We start from the raw sequence: 16,405 nt of genomic DNA, 5'->3' as shown, positions 1-16,405 counted from the left end.
TTACTCAAACCGGCCGCGTGGACACCGGGGGTCTACTACATCGCCATTCTGCCAATCTTTGACTTCCACATGTATCGCTGGGATAAGAAACACGGCGAGTAGCGAGAAAGGTCACATCTTGAAAGTCTCTACATCCCCCGCCTACCACCTCCTCGGACGCGCGTATCGACGACCCGCCACACCGCCCAACACTGACAACCCCACTCCACCCCGGCCGGCATGGTGGCGTCCGTTGATTGAACTCGTCATCGCTCTGGTGCTTTTGGTCACGCTAACGAGCGCGGCGATCGGCCTGTTCTACCTGTACGAGAAGATCGCCCATCCTGAGGTCAGCGCGTTCGCGGAATACTCGTTTTTGGAGCATCCGTATCTCGCAGCTGCAACATTTATTGGGTGGGTGGCGATGATCCCCGCGGGGTTCATCGCTGCCCGAGTGACAGGCCGCGACCCCCGTGCGCTGTGGTCCAGGGAACTGCGCTTTAGGTGGCGCAACTTCGGGCTCGCCTTGCTACCCGCCCTGCTGTTCCTCGGCGCCGAGGGCATCTACGCGGTGGTTATCTCGGACCGGTCCCAGGCGACTTTTACTTTTATGAATGTCGCCGCACTGGCCGTCATCGTCGCGATGGCACCGCTCCAGTCGCTGTCCGAGGAGCTCTTCTTCCGCGGCTCGCTTGTGCAGATCACCGGCCAGTGGTTCTCCTCCGCCGTGATTGCGTATCTGCTGCCGCTGCTGTTTTTCCTGTCAGGCCACCACTACGGATGGCAAGGCATGGTCAGCGTCACAGTGTTCGCGCTGTGCGCCATCTTCCTCACCCACACAACCGGTGGGATTGAAGCGGCGGCTGCGGTGCACACAGTCGGCAACACGTTCGCCTACGCGCCGGACGCATTCGGCGTGGACGGGGTGGACTTGGCGGCGTTGTCGTCAAGCGATCTTGCGATCTCGTTGGTGGCCACCGTGGCGGCGACCGCCGGAGCGTATCTGCTCATTAAGCGAGCTACTTCTCAACCAGCAAATTGCCGGTCAAACAATTGTTGACGTGTCACCATTACTCCGTTACAGTCGGCGCCACACGTTCAAACGACATCAAATAAAGGAGACGCAATGACTAACCTGACCGGTACTTACAACCTCGACCCTGCCCACTCCACCATCGGCTTCACCGTGCGCCACGCGATGGTGACCAAAGTCCGCGGCGAGTTCACCGACTTCGATGCAACACTAACCATCGCCGAGAACCCGGCCGAGAGCACCGCGACGGGCACTGTGCGCACCGCGAGCGTCGATACGAACAACGCTGATCGTGATGAGCATGTGCGTGGCGACGACTTCTTCGCCGTCGACAAGCACCCGGAAATGACGTTCACCGCCACCGAGTTCAACATCGATGAGTCGGGAAACGGCTCCGTCACTGGCGACCTCACCATCAAGGGCACCACCAAGCCGATCACGTTTGACGTCGAGACGTTTGGCGTCGAAGAGGATCCGTTCGGCAACACACGCATCGGCTTCGAAGCTCGCACCACCATTAACCGCACGGACTTCGGCATCGACTTCCAGGCACCGCTGAACTCCGGCGGCATGCTGGTCAGCGAGAAGGTCGGCATCGAGATCGAAGGCTCCGGCATCAAGCAGTAGGCCTTATACTCGCCGCCATGGAGCGGAAAGTGTTTACCCGCCATCCAGGCGGTCTACCCGCGGCATTCGTCGCGGGTTTCGTCATTGTGGCAGTCGTCGTTGCAGCGTTGAGCGGCGAACTCTACGGTGCGCTGTTGTTTGGATTCGTGGTGGTGCTTTGGGGGCTCTGGATTTTCTCCCGCAAAGTGGCGCTGGTTCTTGACCACGACTCCCTCACCACCACCCTTGGCAGCCGATCCAGAACCATCTCATATTCGGACATCAAGGACGTGCGCCCCGGAGAAGAACCCAGCCTGATCCACTTCACCGGTATTGCCATGCTGACCGACCAGCCGGACCGCTACGCCGATGCGGACGCGTTCACCCTCGGCGGGCCCACGGTGCGCATCTGTGTCCGCAATGCAGATGACTGCCTCGTTGCCGTGGCGGATCAAGACCACGTGCAGCGTGCAATTCGCGAAAGAATCGGCGCGTAGCGTGGCGATAGCTGACAACTCCGGTAGATTCGGTTAAGCGAAACCTTAGGTATGGAGAAAAGGAGCCTGGCTATGTTGAAGTCGGTCACGAGACGCGTCGTCAAGCGAAGTGCTGCAGCACTCGGCGCGCTGGCACTCACCTTGTCACCACTGACCGCAACCCCTGCTCACGCGCAGCCGACTTCCCCTGTCATTACGTGGGAGTCGTGCCCGTTCTACGTTGATGCCAAGGGCGCACAGTGCGGCCGCATTTTGGTGCCCATGCACTACGACAACCCCACGGCTGGCGACATCTCCGTTGGCTTTATCAAGATCCCGGCTCAAAATCCGGGTGCACGTCGTGGCGCGATCTTCGGCAACCCAGGCGGGCCTGGTGGCGATGCTTACAGCTTCTTCGGCATGAACGAAGGCATGAAGTGGCCGCAGGAGATGCGCAACGAGTGGGATCTCGTAGCGGTACAACCGCGTGGCCTGATTGGTTCTACTCAGTTGAAGTGCGCTGACCCTGCAATGAACGGCCCTGCCGACATAGCGAAGCTGACATGGGACGCCACGGTCACCCAAGGCGGACTCACCCGCGAACTGTGCGAGAAGCCTCGTCCGGGCTACACCAAGACGATCACCACCTACAACAACGCCCGTGACTGGGACATGGTCCGCTGGGCGCTTGGATACGACACCATCTCAATCATGGGCTTGTCGTACGGCACGTACTTGGGCTCGGCGTACGCGTCGATGTTCCCCAACCGCACCGACAAGGTCGTCCTCGACTCCGCGATGAACCCGAACGACCAGTGGTCGAAGATCCTGCTGGACCAAAAGGGCGGCTACGAACGTGCACTAAACGAGTACTTCGCGTGGGTCGCCGCAAACGACGCAAAGTACCGCATGGGCAATACCCCACTGAAGGCGTACCAGTACTGGTCGAACGTGGTCGTCGCACAGTCCGGCACTAACCCGACCGTGACCCCACCGCCAGCCCGTGTGGGCGACCTTCCGCCTGCACTCGCGTTTGCCGGCCAAGCGGGCGCAGACGCTATGTCGGCTGCCGGCAAGGCCCGTGTAGAGGGCGAAGGCATTATCTCCCGCATGCTCAACCCGGGTGCGAACCAGGTGTCATCACCGCTGCTGCTGGCCACTCGCAATGTGCTGCCCTCGCCTGCGGACTGGGACTCGCTTGCACGGCTCACCAATGGCTCGCTAAAGCAAGACCAGGCCAAGCCGGCGCCTGAGTTGATGAAGTTCCTCCAAGACGAGTCCATCGCCCGCAACGAGTTGCTCGCCGTGCAGACCTGCAACGAGAACATCGCTGCGCCGGACTACGGCCTTATTCCGGAAGCGTTTTGGGCCAACCAGACCGGCGAGGTCATCACCGCCCCTGCTCTGCAGTTCGGCTCTGGTGTGACCTGCAACGGCGCAGCGCCAGTCACGGGCAAGGTGGCGCTCAACGGTTCGAAGCTGAAGACTCGTCCACTGCAGATCAACGCCACGCGTGATCCGCAAACCATGTATGCGGGACGCTTCGGCATCGCCCAGCCGATGGGCTCGCACGTGGTGACGGTTCACGGCCCGGGCCACGGTCACGTCGGGCGCGGCAACCAGGCTGTCGACCGTCAGGTTGTCGAATACCTGCGCACCGGCAACCTTGGACCGGTTGATCAGCCGGGGTACTTCAACCAGGGATAGCCCCGCGCATAGGCGTCAGCCCGTGATGGAGTTCGTAGCGACGAACCACATCACGGGCTGCATTATTTTCTAAAACTCTGTGTTTTAGAACTCTGCCGGCATGATCATCCAAGCAACGATGTATGCCAACAGGCCCGGCATTACCCCGGCGAGTACCAGCAGGATGAAGACCACGCGAACGAGGGTGGAGTCCACCCCGAAGTATTTCGCTATGCCACCGCATACGCCCGCGATGTACTTATCAGTCATTGACCGTTCAAGTCGCTTCGGAGTGTTACTAAAGTTCTGGGAGCTATTCATATAAGACATGCCTCCATCAAACTCCGCTTCCCTCGCTCCGGCAATGGTTCTGGAAACATGTTGCGATATTTTTACGAACCGTCAGGGGTTCGTGGGTCGGCCGCAATGACATCGTTCAGCCAGGTTTGAAGCACGTCCCTTTGCTCGTCTGTCAGTTGATCAAAGATCAGACGGCGGACGGTTTCGACGTGATCCGGCACTGCAGATTCCAGGCGTGTGAAGCCTTCATCGGTGATAGTCACCAATACGCCGCGCGCATCGCCCGGACACACCTTCTTCGACACCAATCCGCGCTTTTCCATGCGTGTGACCTGGTGCGACGCACGCGAGCGGTCCCATTGCAGCTCGGCACACAGTTCGCGCAGTCGCATTGTCCGTTCTGGGGCTTCGGAAAGCACCACCAGGATTGAGAACTCGGGAGCAGACATGGCTGCGGTTTCCTGCAGCCGCTCATCGATGGCGTTATTTACCTTCTTCGAGGCAGCCAGGATCAGTCGCCAGAGGTGTTGCTCGTCCTCAGTAAGCCAGCGCGGTTGAGTAGCCATAACCGATGATGTTATCCAATCCCCTTATGAATCCCCTTTAAGTCATCCACTGCGTAGGTCCGTGCAGCCGACACGCGGTCGAATCGTTGCGGGAAACACGTGAGTACGAGCACCTGTGAGTGCTTGCCCACCTGGCTAAATAGCGAGTTCATGCGAGCAAGGCGCTCCGGGTCGGTCGCACCCAACGCGTCATCAACAACTACCGGCACAGGAGCACCTGTCTCCTCTCCGGACACCAGGTCTGCGATGGCAAAGCGGGTCAGGATTGCTAACTGCTCCTTGGTGCCTCCCGAGAGTTGATCGAGTGGCACCGTGACGCCATCGATGGTGCGGTCCGTAATCGTCAGGTCATCGCCATAGTTGAAATCTACGCTCGGGCCGAACAGGATTCGGGCACGCTCGCGCACTGCGGCATTAAACGGTGCTGCGTAGCGCGAACGGGCAACGTCGCGGTGGCGGTGCATAGTCTCGCGTAGGAGTTTCACCGCCTCTGCCCGTCGCGTTGCACGGTCAAGGGCGGCTTGGGCGATCTCGAGCTCCGCAGCAGCATGGTCGGCTTGCTCGGCAGTACCGGTGGCCATGTCGATGTATCCGGTGAGCTCGCGGATTCGGTTCTGTGCATCGTTCTTGCGCTTCTCCAGATTGCTCAGACGTGTGGTGGCTCCCTCCAGCAGGGATGCGGCGAATTCGGGATCCGCTTCCGCCAATTCCGCCTTTAGCGCGTCAACAACCTGTTGGGATTCGGTTTCGTCTTCACGCGCTTGCTGGAGAGTTTTGTCCAAATCTTCGGCACGTGTTGTTTCCTCCGCACGGGACAGTTCCGCGGCTGCTGCAGAGGCTTCTGCTGTTTTTGCCTCCAGACGGGTCTCCAGGACGGTCAGCGTGTGTGCTGCGGTTTTGTCTGCGTAGGGTTTCAGTGCGGCTTCGGCAGCGTCCACGTCACGTTCTGCGCTAGCGAGCGCCTTTTGCGCCTCGCGCAACGCTTCCTCTGCGTCTGCTTCGTCCACCTCCGCTACGGCATCGGATGCAGCAGTGTCTTTCAGCGCTGCCGCAAGCTCTTCAGCCTGTGCCGACAGTTTGGTCCGCTCGGCACGCAGTTCGTCGGCGGATGCACCGGCGAGGGTGTCGTCGAGACGCTGGCGCGCCACCTTGAGTTCGGAGGCGTACTCCTGCGTGGCGTCGCGGGCGGCACGGGCCTCATCAACACTGTCGCAACCGGTGGCGGCAAGTGCATCAGCAAATGCGCGTTCTGCCTTCTCTACGGCGCTTTGGGGATCTGCAGAGCCTTGGGCTGCGCGGAACACCACGCCGAATTCACCCAACTGCAACGTGGAGCCCTCGAAGACCGCGACGGTTTCCGTACCGTTGATGGGGCGATCATCGCCATCGACAGTGATCGTCGCATGATCTGCGGTGATCTCTAGTTTTGCCGAGGATGCGTCGCGCAGACGGCGCTGGAGTGTGACCTCGTTTTCTGCCTGTTCAAGGTCCCGAATGTGTTTGTCAGTGACGTCGCGCTCTGGCGCGTTGGAGAGCAGTTCTTTATACGCCTGCTCTACCGTGCCAATGCGTTCGAGCTGCTCGTCGATGGTCTTGAGGCGACGCTTCGCCCGTGCAAGATCCCGCAAGGTCTCTGCATGTTTGGATGCAGTGCGTGCGTCTGTAAGTCGTGTCTTCGCGCCCTCGACATCCGCAAGAAGGGTTGCTATCTTCTCCCCTTCCTCGTTACGGGCTTTTCGTGCAGGCTCAATCTCTTCACGGAGCTGAGCTTCCTCATGTTTGACCAACTCCACGCGCTTCTTCAGGGCGTTGCGGTCTGCTACATCCTGCTCAGCACGTTTGCGAGTGATCGTCGCTCGCTCGAGGCGCTCCTGGGCGGTAGCTGCCTTATCGCGGACCTGGTTCGCCGCAGCGCTTGCCTGCTCGCGCTCACGCAACTCTTGCTCGGCATCAGGCAGTTCCTTGTCGATGCTGTCGATCTCACTCTTGCGTCGCTCAACCTCATCGACGTACTGCGACAGCTGCTGCACTTCCGCTTCGTGTGTTCGCAGCTTCTCGCGGGCATCCTCTACGGCGGTAAACAACGCCGCATAGGGTGCTTTCTTCTTCGGTGGTTGCGCGTTGGTCCAGTATTTTTCGTATTCGGCATCAATGGCGCGGGCGAGGTCTGAATCTTCCTCACCGGTTTCGCCTTCTCCGGCTTCCGCGTCAAGGGCACGAGAGATCGTCGGGATACCGGCAGCAGCGATCGCTGGATCGAGGTCCCCCTGGCGGAGAAACAGCGTCTGAGTAAGCGCTGTATCCAGGTGCTCGTCCAGGATCCGCAAAAGCTCATCGTCGGCTTCGCGGCCGGTGAAGTTAGCGCGGACCGGCGTGTGCACCGTCAGCTCTGATTTCTTTCCCTTGAGCCATCGCTTGCGCACGGTAAACGTGGTGCCGCCAATCGTGGCGTTGAGTTCTACCTCTGGTGATTCGTCACGTCCTGCGGGTGCAAGAGCGCGAATCTTCTTGCCGCCGCCAGTGTGACGCTCGTTGAGTACTGCATCAAGCGCGTCCAAGATGGTCGACTTGCCGGCCTCGTTGCGTCCGTGGACAACGATGACGCCTGTATCCGGCAGGTCACGCAGCTCCAGGTGCTCAATCGCACGAACATTGTCGAGGGTCAGCGAATGGATACGCATGATTAGTGGACCTCCTTAGACAGACGGAACAACAAGTTCACGGCATCGCGCGCTGTAGCCTCATCGCCAGCAACACCTATAAGCTCGCGCATCGCCTCCTTGGCGTAACCCGTCAGCGGCAAATTCTCTAGCTCTTCCTCGTCTGGCTCGAGGTGCAGGCTCATCAACCGCTCCCGCTCGTAGAGAGCGGCAAAGACCGGCTCTAACTCGTCTAACTCTCGTTGCAACGTACGGGTTGCTTCCAGGCCAAGCGTGCCGGAGAGCGCATACTTGATCACGGTCCGATCCTTCGCAGGATAGGCCTTCAGATCGTCGATAACCGCGGCAACATCGTCGGCATCGTTGACCTCCCAGAAGCGTGCTTCGAACGTCCAGGTGCCAACCGGAACCTTCTCAACCTCGACTGTGGATGTCAGACTGTCCTTCTCCACGGTCACGACTAGCGCGTTGCCGGAATCCACTTCCCCGCCCTTCGCGCCAGGTGAACGGTCGAAGTAGTCGGTGGTTTCCGGGGAGCCGGAGAACCACACTCGACCTGAGTCCGACAGTGATTGCGTGGAGTGGGTATCTCCCAACGCCACGTAATCGATCACGCCGCGATCGATTGCCGCATCTAGTTTGGCAATGTCGATAAGCGCCGCCGTCTCCTCGGTGCCATAGCCTTCTGCCTGGCCGTGGCCGACCAAGATGCGCACGTTTTCTGTCGGCTCCAGATTCCGAATCCCCTTCGCGCACAAATCCTCGGAGGCATGCTTGGCCAGCAGTGGCGCACCGACAATCTCCACGCCTTCGCGGACCTCCACGGGCGTGGAGTCTCCCAAGACCGTCACCCCATCAATGTCAGAGGTGAAATTAAAGATGGAATCCGCCACCAACGGGTCGTGGTTTCCCGGCAACAGATACACCGGCACCGGGAGATGCCGCAATGCTTCGAGTGCGCGCCCCCGCGTTTCGCGCTTGAGCGAATTGTGTTCGAACACGTCGCCTGCAACCACGATAAATTCAGCTCCGCGCTCTTCGGCGATCTCGCCGAGGCGCGTTACCGCGCGGAGCCGGGCTTCGTTGAAACGCGATTGGGCGTCGGCGGACAGGAACTTCCTTGTCATGCCCAACTGCAGGTCGGACGTGTGAATGAATGTCGTGCGCGTCATACCCACAACAACTACCACCCCATCACGACACAGCACACAATATATTCGAACATATGAACTATGAACGCGTGAGGTCGTCGTAAAGATCCTCGATATCTGCTACCGCGCGCAATTGGTCGATGTTGGTAAACGACACAGATTGCATCGCACGGTGCAGCAAGTGGATGTCCGAATCTTCGATCATCGGCGCGATCTTCGGGTGTGGCAGATCGGGCAGGTCGTGCCCATCCCAGAAGTACGGCGAACCCGGCGCGGAGTTCTCGAGCGCCATGTTGTGTGATTCGCGCCGTTTGCGGTCTTCGAGCGCGTTAAGCGTGATGCCGCGCATGGAGAGGATGAGGCTCGGGTCGTCGTCGATAAGTTCGGCAGCGCACTGTGCGAACGCGACCGCGTGCTTGCAAACTTGGGCGTTGTCCGGGCAGTCGCAGTAAAACCGCACCTCGTCGGGTGAGGAGCAGAGCAGGATGTCAAGGACGTCGTCATTGAGTTCCCCGGCACGGAGGCGCTCGAGGGAACCTGCTTCGCGCACAAGCGAGCCGATGGCTGTTTCGATGTCTTCGCGGCTGCGGTGCGGCAGGACGAGTGTGGTGCGGAAGGGCTCGTTTTGGCTGCCTGCAACGTCTGCGTGCATTCCATTAGTTACGGCGGTCAGCCCAAGGACATGCCCGCCGTCGGCGTAGGTGCGGCCGCGTTTGGCGCGCGCGACGTCGGTTTGGCGCACTGCAGCGTTGAATATGCGCATCGCTGGTGCGGATAGCCTGTTGACGCGCGAGGGTTCGCTGGTCTGCGCCCCGGTTTCGGCTGGGCTGGAGACGCGTGTGCGTGCGCCGAAGTTGGCGTAGATGACGTTGTCTTCGCGTGGGCGTTTAGTCATTTTGCCCCCTGTAGCTGATCAGTTGTGCCAGATCATCGGTGTCCAGTTCGGTGATCCAGCCTTCGCCTTGGCCGACGACGGTGCCTGCGAGTTGGGTTTTGCCGTCGAGGATGTCTTGGATGGATTCTTCCATGGTGCCGCGGGTGATGATTTTGTACACGGTAACGTTTTTGTCTTGTCCGATGCGGAATGCGCGGTCGGTCGCCTGGTTTTCTACGGCTGGGTTCCACCAGCGGTCGAGGTGAATGACCATAGAGGCCGCGGTGAGGTTGAGTCCTGTGCCGCCGGCCTTCAGGCTCAGGATCATGGCGCGCGGGCCGTTTTCAGTTTGGAAATCTTCCACCATCTTGTCGCGCGCGGTTTTGCCCACGCCGCCGTGGAGGAATGGGATCTTCCCGCCGAGGCGCTCCGAAAGGTAGGGCTGGAGGATGTCGCCGAAGGCCTTGTACTGGGTGAAGATCAGGACGCGCTGGTCGGTTTCGATAGCGTTGTCCAGCAGTTCCATGAGTTTTTGTACTTTGCCGGAGCGGTGGACGCCTTTGATGGTGACTGGGGAGCCATCGCCAAGAAAGTGCGCCGGGTGGTTACAAATCTGCTTGATGCGCGTGATGGTGGACAGCACCAGGCCTTTGCGCGCAATGCCTTTTCGGTTCTGCAGTTCTTCCTGCATCGTGTCCACGAGCGCCTTGTACAGTGCGGCTTGCTCGGCTGTCATGTCTACGGCGATGACATGTTCGGCCTTTTCGGGCAGGTCGCTGATAATCGCCGTGTCAGTTTTCAGCCGGCGCATGATAAACGGCGCGGTGAGACGCTGAAGCCGCTCGCTCATCTCGAGCGCGACAGGATCTTCGCTGTGGGCCTCGATGACCTTGGCAAAGTGGTTGCGGAAAAACGACTGGGAGCCAAGCATGCCGGGGTTAACAAAGTCGAGGATGCTACGCAGCTCCGACAGTTTGTTTTCAATCGGCGTGCCGGTCAGCGCGATGCGGTGGCGGGCTGGCAGGGCGCGCACGCTGTTCGACGCCTGCGTGCCCGAATTCTTAATCGCCTGCGCCTCATCCAGCACCACGTGATCCCAACGCACCTTGGCTAGGTCTTTCACGTCGCGGGCGACCGTGCCGTAGGAGGAAATGACAATGTCCGCTTCTTCGGCCGCAGCGAACAGCTCGTCGCCTTTGAGCCGTCCCGTACCGTGGTGGACCCGCACCTTCATACCCGGCACGAAGCGGGCCGCTTCGCGCGCCCAGTTACCCACCACAGAGGTCGGTGCAACCACAAGCGTCGGCCCGGTTTTCCTGCCGTTCGCCTCTTCCACCGCAAGCAGGGTCAGCAGTTGGAGGGTTTTGCCGAGCCCCATATCGTCTGCAAGCACAGCCCCTAGGTTGTTGCGGGACATGTAGTACAGCCAGTCCACACCGCGGCGCTGGTACTCGCGCAGTTCGGCGTTGACAGTCTCAGGGACCTCTACGCGCTCAGGCGCTGGGCGGTCGGTGCCGCCGACAAGCGAGGTAAACCAGGGTGAGCCGGTGAACGCGATCGGGCTATCGTCGCCAGTTTCCAAGGCCAGCTGACGCAGCTCCGCAGCAGAGACCACGCCCTCGCCCTGCGCTTCTTTTAACCGTTCGTACTCCACGCGAGCCGCACGAGCGATCTCTGCAAGTTGTTCGGCATCTTCGCTGCCACCGGCTTCTGCAAGACGCGCGTGGATCTCGGCGGCTTCCGCCTCGGCGAGCGCGTTCTTCAGCGTGCTTTCCTTGAGCTTGTTCAGATACTTCGCGGACTTAGACAGATGCTTGGTATCGGCCAGCACCCACTCCCCGCGCAGTTTGATCAGCCCGGTTTTGGAGCGCGCAAGTTCCGCCATCTCATCGTCAGTCAATTCCACTCCGCCGATGGAAAGGCGCCAGTCGTACTTGACCAGCGTGTCAAAGCCCATGCGAGTGACCGTGGCGGAATCGTGCGGGTCCTCGTGTCGGGCAAGTTTCAGTTGCGACGATGTCTCCGCCGTCGCCCACGTTCGCGGCAGCATGACGACGAAGCCTTCCGCACGCAACGCGGGCGCAACGTTTTGGACGAACTCGACGATCTGATCAGCCGTGAGCAGCACATCCCAATCACCGTCAGTACGCCCTTGGGCACCATGCAGTGAGGGATCGAGCAGCTCCGACACTGCGATCGCGGAGCGCAACTGGCCACGAAGGTGATCCGCCGACGCGCTATCAAAATCCGCCATGCGAACCGGGCGGGGTGAATCCGCCTGCGAGCGGACCTGGATCCGCACCGGCCACAACGGCTCCGCTGCAGCGGCGTCACTGTTGCTACTGCCGTCGCCGTCGCGGTTGGCGTCAAGATCTGTCAACGGCTCTTGCGGGTCTTCCGCAATGAAGACCAGCTGCAGATTCGCCGCGGTGATCGTGCCGTTCCAATCACCGATCTGCTGCGCCAGGCTCGGTCCGCCGCGACGAAGCGGGGTGTCGAACATCAGCGACAGCACAAAGTCGTGGCGCGGAAACGGACGGCCAGCTTCTGACGTCGCCGTATCACGCAGACGAGTCGAGGCAATCCAGTGCGTAAACGTCGTCGCACAATCCTCGCTTAACTTGTGGTTATTGGCCGTGAGCACGCCGGGGGCCGCGGCGATCATCTCCGCGAGCCAGCCACGCTCCTCAAGACCTGTGCCCAACTGCCACTGTGCAAACCACTGGTTCTGCCGGTACGGCACATGGATCGACACCCGCCCGGCGCGGATGAACTTGGTCAACCCCGCGTACATACGAATGAGCCAATACAGGTCAGGTGCGATCGATTGGCGCTGCGACGGGGTTGCTGCCGGTGATGGCCCGTCGAGATGTGCGATGCTCTCCAAGAACCTGATCGCATCCTCGGGCGCGAACTTTGCCACCGGAGCACGCAGTGTTACTTGGCGGCCTTTCGGAGTTTGCAGGAGCAGGATTTCTCGATGACGGAACCGGGAATCGTCGAGAAGCGAATGCACAATTGGCGGAAAAGTCCCCTCCGGAATTTGGCCAATCGTCACAATTTTGTGGCCTTCTACCTGCTCAGCCCAAATGACAAGTCCAGCGTCGGACGTCCAGAGCCCGTGCAAAACGTATTTAGGCATACCCACCCTTATACCACCCACCCCGAAATTGACCCCTAAAAGTTTTTAAGGATTATGTGCAACGTAGAGCACCCTTGCGTTAAAGTGTGGCGAACGTTACAAGAAGATTGGAGAAACTATGTCAGAGAGTTTCTGGCTTGTCCTCGCGATCGTCCTCTACTTCGGTGTCATGGTAGCCATCGGATTCTACTCATGGCTACAGACCGAGAAGTACGACGACTACGTACTAGGCGACCGTGGCCTCAATCCGTTCGTCGCGGCGCTTTCTGCCGGTGCTTCGGACATGTCCGGCTGGCTGCTGATGGGCCTGCCCGGCGCGCTGTTCGTCTCCGGCCTCAGTGAGCTCTGGATCGCCATCGGCCTCTTCCTTGGCACGTGGGCGAACTGGAAGTGGGTCGCACCCCGCATGCGCGCCTACACGGAAGTGTCCAACGACTCGATCACGCTGCCGAGCTTCTTTGAAAACCGCACGCACGACCAGTCTCGCGCGCTGCGTTTCACCTCCGCAGTGATCATCATCGTTTTCTTCACGTTCTACGTCTCCTCCGGCATGGTCGCCGGTGGCCGTTACTACGAGTCCACCTTCGACGGTGACTACCTGACCGGTGTGTTGATCGTCGGTTCTGTCACCGTGCTGTACACCTTCATCGGTGGCTTCCTGGCTGTGAGCTACACCGATGCCGTGCAGGGCACCTTGATGTTCCTGGCTCTGCTGATCGTGCCGGTGCTCGCGCTGTTTGCACTCAATAGCCCGTCCGACGTCCTCACGTGGCCGACCTCCCAGCCGTACGGCCCGTGGGAGAACGGCAACCCGGAGTACTTCAACATGATCGCCGGCGTGTCCGCAGCAACGATTATCGGCAACTTGGCGTGGGGCCTTGGCTACTTCGGCCAGCCGCACATTGTCACCCGCTTCATGGCGCTGCGCTCCCCTGCACAGGCAAAGACCGCTCGCCGTACGGGCAGCATCTGGGTCTTCATTTGCTTCGCCGGCGCAACACTCACCGCCCTAGTGGGCACCGCCTACTTCGGCCAAAAGTCCGCATCGGTGACCGACCAGTCCGGCTTTGAAACGGTCTTCCTCGACCTGGCTCGCATCATGTTCCACCCGCTGATCGCAGGTATCGTGCTCACCGCCGTGCTGGCGGCGATTATGTCCACGATGTCCTCGCAGCTGCTGGTCACCTCCTCGGCGCTGATCGAGGACCTCTACCGCATCTTTAAGAAGAACCCGAACCACACCACCCTGCTCGTGCTCTCGCGCACGATGGTGGTTGTCGTTGCCGCAATTGGCATGGTCATGGCGCTCAACCCGTCCGACACGATCCTGGGTCTCGTCGGCTTCGCATGGGCAGGCTTCGGCGCCTCCTTCGGCCCGGTAATCCTGGCGTCGCTGTACTGGCGCAAGCTCACCGCGCCGGGTGCACTGGCCGGAATGATCGTCGGCGCAGTCACGGTCTTCGTCTGGGGCACGTACCTCAGCGACATCATCTACGAGATCGTCCCGGGCGTCGCCTTTGCCACCATCGCCATGGTCGGTGTGTCCCTTGCTACTCGCCCGAAGGAAGGCGTGGAGGAAGAGTTCAACCAGGCTATCGCTGCTACCGACTACGCCCTTGCACACCCAGACGCGACCTTCCAGGAGGCCCTCGAGGCAACCCGTGGGAACCAGGCAGGCTCAACCGCCGTCTAAGGAGGTATGCGTACCTACCTGACAATCCTGGTGATTCTCACCCTCGCGATCGTGCCGTTTCCCACGGCACGATCGCGTTTTTCTATCCCGACTCTCCCTCAGCGCGCGACCGTGCTGGGCTACGACCGCACCGCGTTTGGCCCCGGCTGGGCCATTGATGGCACCGGGTGCACGACACGCGAGCGCATCGTGGTCCGCGACCTCGACGGCGCGCAATGCGCACCGGACATGCTGCCCGTCGCCCAAGCGCGTGCCGGAGCCACCGCTACCGGTGTCGACCCTTTTACCGGGGACGTGATGCGTCGCGAAGACATCGAGGTCGACCACATCCTCCCTGTTTCCGCCGCCTGGGACCTCGGTGCGCACCGTTGGGACGACGCCACGCGTATCGCGTTCTACAACGATCCGCTCAACCTCATCGCCGTATCTTCCGCAGCGAACCAGGCCAAGTCCGACAAACTGCCCTCCGAGTGGATGCCGCCGAATCGCCGAGCCCGCTGCGCGTACGGCACCCGTATCGTGGAGGTGGCCACCCAATACCGCCTTCCGCTACCGGCAGAAGATGTGAAAGTGATCAAACGTGCATGTTCTGGCGTTATGGGACTCGTCGCCAATCAACAACTGTGAGGTAGAGTAGCGCCACATGAATACATTGCTTGTCTTCCTGCACGTGGCCTCTGCCATTTTGCTGCTCGGCCCAGTTGTCGTTTCCGCCTCCATGTTCCCCCGCCAGGCTGAAGAAGCCCGTAACGGTGGCGAAGAAGCGATGGGTCGCGCGTCGGTGCTGTACCGCATCACGAAGACCTACGGCTTGCTTTCCGCGCTTGTTCCGCTGCTCGGCGGTGTTGTCATGTTCGCTGATTGGGCGAGCTACAGCACCAACTACTGGCTGCACTCGGCCATTATCCTGTCCGTGATCGCATGGGCGATCCTGCTGGCTATGGTGATCCCGCAGCAGCGCAAGATGCTGGGCACGATCGGTGCGCTCGCCCCTGATGAGGCTGATCCGACTGATGTCACCGAGGACTTTGAGAAGTCCAAGGCAAAGGCGAACGCTGGTGCCGGCGTGTTCAACGTGCTGTGGGTTCTGGTGCTTGTCCTGATGTTCCTGCCGACGGACCTGTTCTAAACCTCCTCGACACAAGCAATCGCCCCGCATCCGTACTGCGCGGATCCGGGGCGATTTTCATGTGCGCAGGTTAGAGAAACTGCATCGCAACAGGGACGGCGGCGATCAAGATCGAGACGATGATGCCGATGATCTCGCCGGTAGACAGCGAACTACTGCTTGTCGACGACCCCTTCTCCCCCTGGACATCCTGCTGCGCACCCGGCGGGGTGCCTGCCTGGTTGTCCTGTTGGGCGCCTGGATGCCCAGGCACTGGGGCCGGGGCTGGCTTCGTTGGCAGATTCGGCACAGCAATCGGCGGGCGTGTAGTGCCTGGTGTTCCGGGGGTGCCCTCAAACATACTGGTGTCCAGCCCGCCTGCCTTGGCAAAATCAATCTGGAACTGACGATCCGACAGCGTCTCGCCGTCGTGGATTGACGCGGCCCAGCCCACCGGTTTGCCCGTTTGCCTCTTCCCGCCAATCACGATCGAAGGTGCTTTGGCCTCTCCTAGTGCCGCAGCCGACATCACACCGAGGAAGCCCCGTCCCGGTACCCACACTGGTCCGCCGGAATCGCCCTGCTGCCAGCCTTCGAGCTGCACGCCAAAGGATTCCGCAGACCATCCGGCAAACGTGCCGCATAAGATGTTGCGTGTGCCCATGTGGCTGGTTTCGCCGTGTGAGCAGACCTCGTCGCCGATCTTCACGTCGTCCTTGGTCAGCACCTTGTCGCCGGAATACGAGTTACCGGCAATTGCCGCACCGGCGTCCCATTCGATCCAGCCCCAGTCGTTGTAAGGCAGGCGGGTGAAGTTCTTCGATGGGTGGAACGTGCCCATCTCTTCGCTAAATTCCATTGTCGCGCGGTCCATGAGGGACACACGCGCGCCCTCGCTGCCGCAGTGTGCAGCGGTGTAGCTCTTTCGGTTCGCCACATCGTTATAGCCGATGGTGCAGGCCCCGTGGCCCTCGATGTAGATGGCCTTGCCTTGCTCGACAACGGACGGCGTTGCCGCGGTTGCAACCGCTGGGCTCAGCACCAGCGCAGCAGCCCCAGCTGCGGCTACGAGGCTACGGATCTCGGTGTTCGCAGTGGCGGCGAATCCCAATTTTCTCATTTGTATGACTT

General features: G+C 60.6%; 14 protein-coding genes. 7 read left to right on the top strand and 7 right to left on the bottom strand.

Features of this window, described 5'->3' with window-relative positions; all coding sequences use genetic code 11:
- The first annotated feature begins 118 nt into the window (after positions 1 to 118).
- The 4 genes from CCOY_RS05225 (at position 119) to CCOY_RS05210 (ending at position 3,801) form a co-directional block, all read left to right on the top strand.
- Positions 119 to 1,039 (top strand): CPBP family intramembrane glutamic endopeptidase, encoded by a 921-nt coding sequence (locus tag CCOY_RS05225; protein ID WP_143028469.1) that lies wholly within the window; start codon positions 119 to 121, stop codon positions 1,037 to 1,039.
- A 66-nt stretch (positions 1,040 to 1,105) separates the two neighbouring features.
- The gene (locus tag CCOY_RS05220; RefSeq protein WP_070421828.1) at positions 1,106 to 1,639 is read left to right on the top strand and encodes a YceI family protein; all 534 of its coding nucleotides are present in this window, start codon (positions 1,106 to 1,108) and stop codon (positions 1,637 to 1,639) included.
- Positions 1,640 to 1,656: 17 nt separating this feature from the next.
- Entirely contained in the window at positions 1,657 to 2,115 is a 459-nt protein-coding gene (locus CCOY_RS05215) for a hypothetical protein (RefSeq protein WP_070450152.1), read from the top strand.
- 72 nt (positions 2,116 to 2,187) lie between these two features.
- Positions 2,188 to 3,801 carry an alpha/beta fold hydrolase gene (locus tag CCOY_RS05210; protein ID WP_070421826.1) on the top strand — a complete coding sequence of 538 codons (1,614 nt, stop codon included), beginning with the start codon at positions 2,188 to 2,190 and terminating at the stop codon, positions 3,799 to 3,801.
- Positions 3,802 to 3,885: 84 nt separating this feature from the next.
- Here CCOY_RS05210 and CCOY_RS05205 read toward each other — a convergent pair whose 3' ends face one another.
- The 6 genes from CCOY_RS05205 to CCOY_RS05180 all read right to left on the bottom strand — a co-directional run bounded on the left by CCOY_RS05205 (position 3,886) and on the right by CCOY_RS05180 (position 12,473).
- On the bottom strand, positions 3,886 to 4,101 hold the full coding sequence (locus tag CCOY_RS05205; RefSeq protein ID WP_070421825.1) for a PspC domain-containing protein: 216 nt from the start codon (positions 4,099 to 4,101) through the stop codon (positions 3,886 to 3,888).
- A 71-nt stretch (positions 4,102 to 4,172) separates the two neighbouring features.
- Entirely contained in the window at positions 4,173 to 4,646 is a 474-nt protein-coding gene (locus tag CCOY_RS05200; RefSeq protein WP_070569867.1) for a MarR family winged helix-turn-helix transcriptional regulator, read from the bottom strand.
- Positions 4,647 to 4,657: 11 nt separating this feature from the next.
- Positions 4,658 to 7,327, bottom strand: coding sequence for an AAA family ATPase (locus tag CCOY_RS05195; protein WP_092102235.1), 2,670 nt, complete (start codon positions 7,325 to 7,327; stop codon positions 4,658 to 4,660).
- A 2-nt stretch (positions 7,328 to 7,329) separates the two neighbouring features.
- Complete coding sequence (locus CCOY_RS05190; protein WP_070421822.1) at positions 7,330 to 8,478, bottom strand: metallophosphoesterase family protein; 1,149 nt, start codon at positions 8,476 to 8,478, stop codon at positions 7,330 to 7,332.
- Positions 8,479 to 8,536: 58 nt separating this feature from the next.
- Entirely contained in the window at positions 8,537 to 9,352 is an 816-nt protein-coding gene (locus tag CCOY_RS05185; RefSeq protein ID WP_092102232.1) for an SWIM zinc finger family protein, read from the bottom strand.
- Entirely contained in the window at positions 9,345 to 12,473 is a 3,129-nt protein-coding gene (locus CCOY_RS05180) for a DEAD/DEAH box helicase (RefSeq protein ID WP_092102229.1), read from the bottom strand. Before CCOY_RS05180 ends, CCOY_RS05185 begins: the two co-directional genes overlap by 8 nt.
- A gap of 118 nt (positions 12,474 to 12,591) precedes the next feature.
- On the opposite strand from CCOY_RS05180, the gene putP reads away from it, so the two are divergent.
- The 3 genes from putP to CCOY_RS05165 are packed head-to-tail and all read left to right on the top strand — an operon-like array spanning position 12,592 to position 15,295.
- Positions 12,592 to 14,166: a sodium/proline symporter PutP gene (putP, locus tag CCOY_RS05175; protein WP_092102226.1), complete on the top strand. Its 1,575-nt coding sequence runs from the start codon at positions 12,592 to 12,594 to the stop codon at positions 14,164 to 14,166.
- A 6-nt stretch (positions 14,167 to 14,172) separates the two neighbouring features.
- Positions 14,173 to 14,793: an HNH endonuclease family protein gene (locus tag CCOY_RS05170; protein WP_092102223.1), complete on the top strand. Its 621-nt coding sequence runs from the start codon at positions 14,173 to 14,175 to the stop codon at positions 14,791 to 14,793.
- A 16-nt stretch (positions 14,794 to 14,809) separates the two neighbouring features.
- Positions 14,810 to 15,295, top strand: coding sequence for a DUF2269 family protein (locus CCOY_RS05165; protein ID WP_070450172.1), 486 nt, complete (start codon positions 14,810 to 14,812; stop codon positions 15,293 to 15,295).
- A gap of 70 nt (positions 15,296 to 15,365) precedes the next feature.
- On the opposite strand, the gene CCOY_RS05160 is transcribed toward CCOY_RS05165, so the two are convergent.
- The gene (locus tag CCOY_RS05160) at positions 15,366 to 16,394 is read right to left on the bottom strand and encodes a chymotrypsin family serine protease (RefSeq protein ID WP_143028468.1); all 1,029 of its coding nucleotides are present in this window, start codon (positions 16,392 to 16,394) and stop codon (positions 15,366 to 15,368) included.
- Positions 16,395 to 16,405 lie beyond the last annotated feature (11 nt).

Origin of the sequence: Corynebacterium coyleae (assembly GCF_030408635.1) — a bacterium.
In the GTDB taxonomy this organism is placed as follows: domain Bacteria; phylum Actinomycetota; class Actinomycetes; order Mycobacteriales; family Mycobacteriaceae; genus Corynebacterium; species Corynebacterium coyleae.
Note: the sequence above shows the minus strand (reverse complement) of the source record. Positions and strands in the feature narration are given on the sequence as shown.

What these genes read in the sequence shown, in the direction of transcription:
- CCOY_RS05170 (WP_092102223.1), top strand. Translation starts at nt 14,173, where the DNA reads ATGCGTACCTACCTGACAATCCTGGTGATTCTCACCCTCGCGATCGTG.
- CCOY_RS05165 (WP_070450172.1), top strand. Translation starts at nt 14,810, where the DNA reads ATGAATACATTGCTTGTCTTCCTGCACGTGGCCTCTGCCATTTTGCTG.
- CCOY_RS05215 (WP_070450152.1), top strand. Translation starts at nt 1,657, where the DNA reads ATGGAGCGGAAAGTGTTTACCCGCCATCCAGGCGGTCTACCCGCGGCA.
- CCOY_RS05195 (WP_092102235.1), bottom strand. Translation starts at nt 7,327, where the DNA reads ATGCGTATCCATTCGCTGACCCTCGACAATGTTCGTGCGATTGAGCAC.
- CCOY_RS05220 (WP_070421828.1), top strand. Translation starts at nt 1,106, where the DNA reads ATGACTAACCTGACCGGTACTTACAACCTCGACCCTGCCCACTCCACC.
- CCOY_RS05205 (WP_070421825.1), bottom strand. Translation starts at nt 4,101, where the DNA reads ATGAATAGCTCCCAGAACTTTAGTAACACTCCGAAGCGACTTGAACGG.
- CCOY_RS05200 (WP_070569867.1), bottom strand. Translation starts at nt 4,646, where the DNA reads ATGGCTACTCAACCGCGCTGGCTTACTGAGGACGAGCAACACCTCTGG.
- putP (WP_092102226.1), top strand. Translation starts at nt 12,592, where the DNA reads ATGTCAGAGAGTTTCTGGCTTGTCCTCGCGATCGTCCTCTACTTCGGT.
- CCOY_RS05210 (WP_070421826.1), top strand. Translation starts at nt 2,188, where the DNA reads ATGTTGAAGTCGGTCACGAGACGCGTCGTCAAGCGAAGTGCTGCAGCA.
- CCOY_RS05160 (WP_143028468.1), bottom strand. Translation starts at nt 16,394, where the DNA reads ATGAGAAAATTGGGATTCGCCGCCACTGCGAACACCGAGATCCGTAGC.
- CCOY_RS05180 (WP_092102229.1), bottom strand. Translation starts at nt 12,473, where the DNA reads ATGCCTAAATACGTTTTGCACGGGCTCTGGACGTCCGACGCTGGACTT.
- CCOY_RS05190 (WP_070421822.1), bottom strand. Translation starts at nt 8,478, where the DNA reads ATGACGCGCACGACATTCATTCACACGTCCGACCTGCAGTTGGGCATG.
- CCOY_RS05185 (WP_092102232.1), bottom strand. Translation starts at nt 9,352, where the DNA reads ATGACTAAACGCCCACGCGAAGACAACGTCATCTACGCCAACTTCGGC.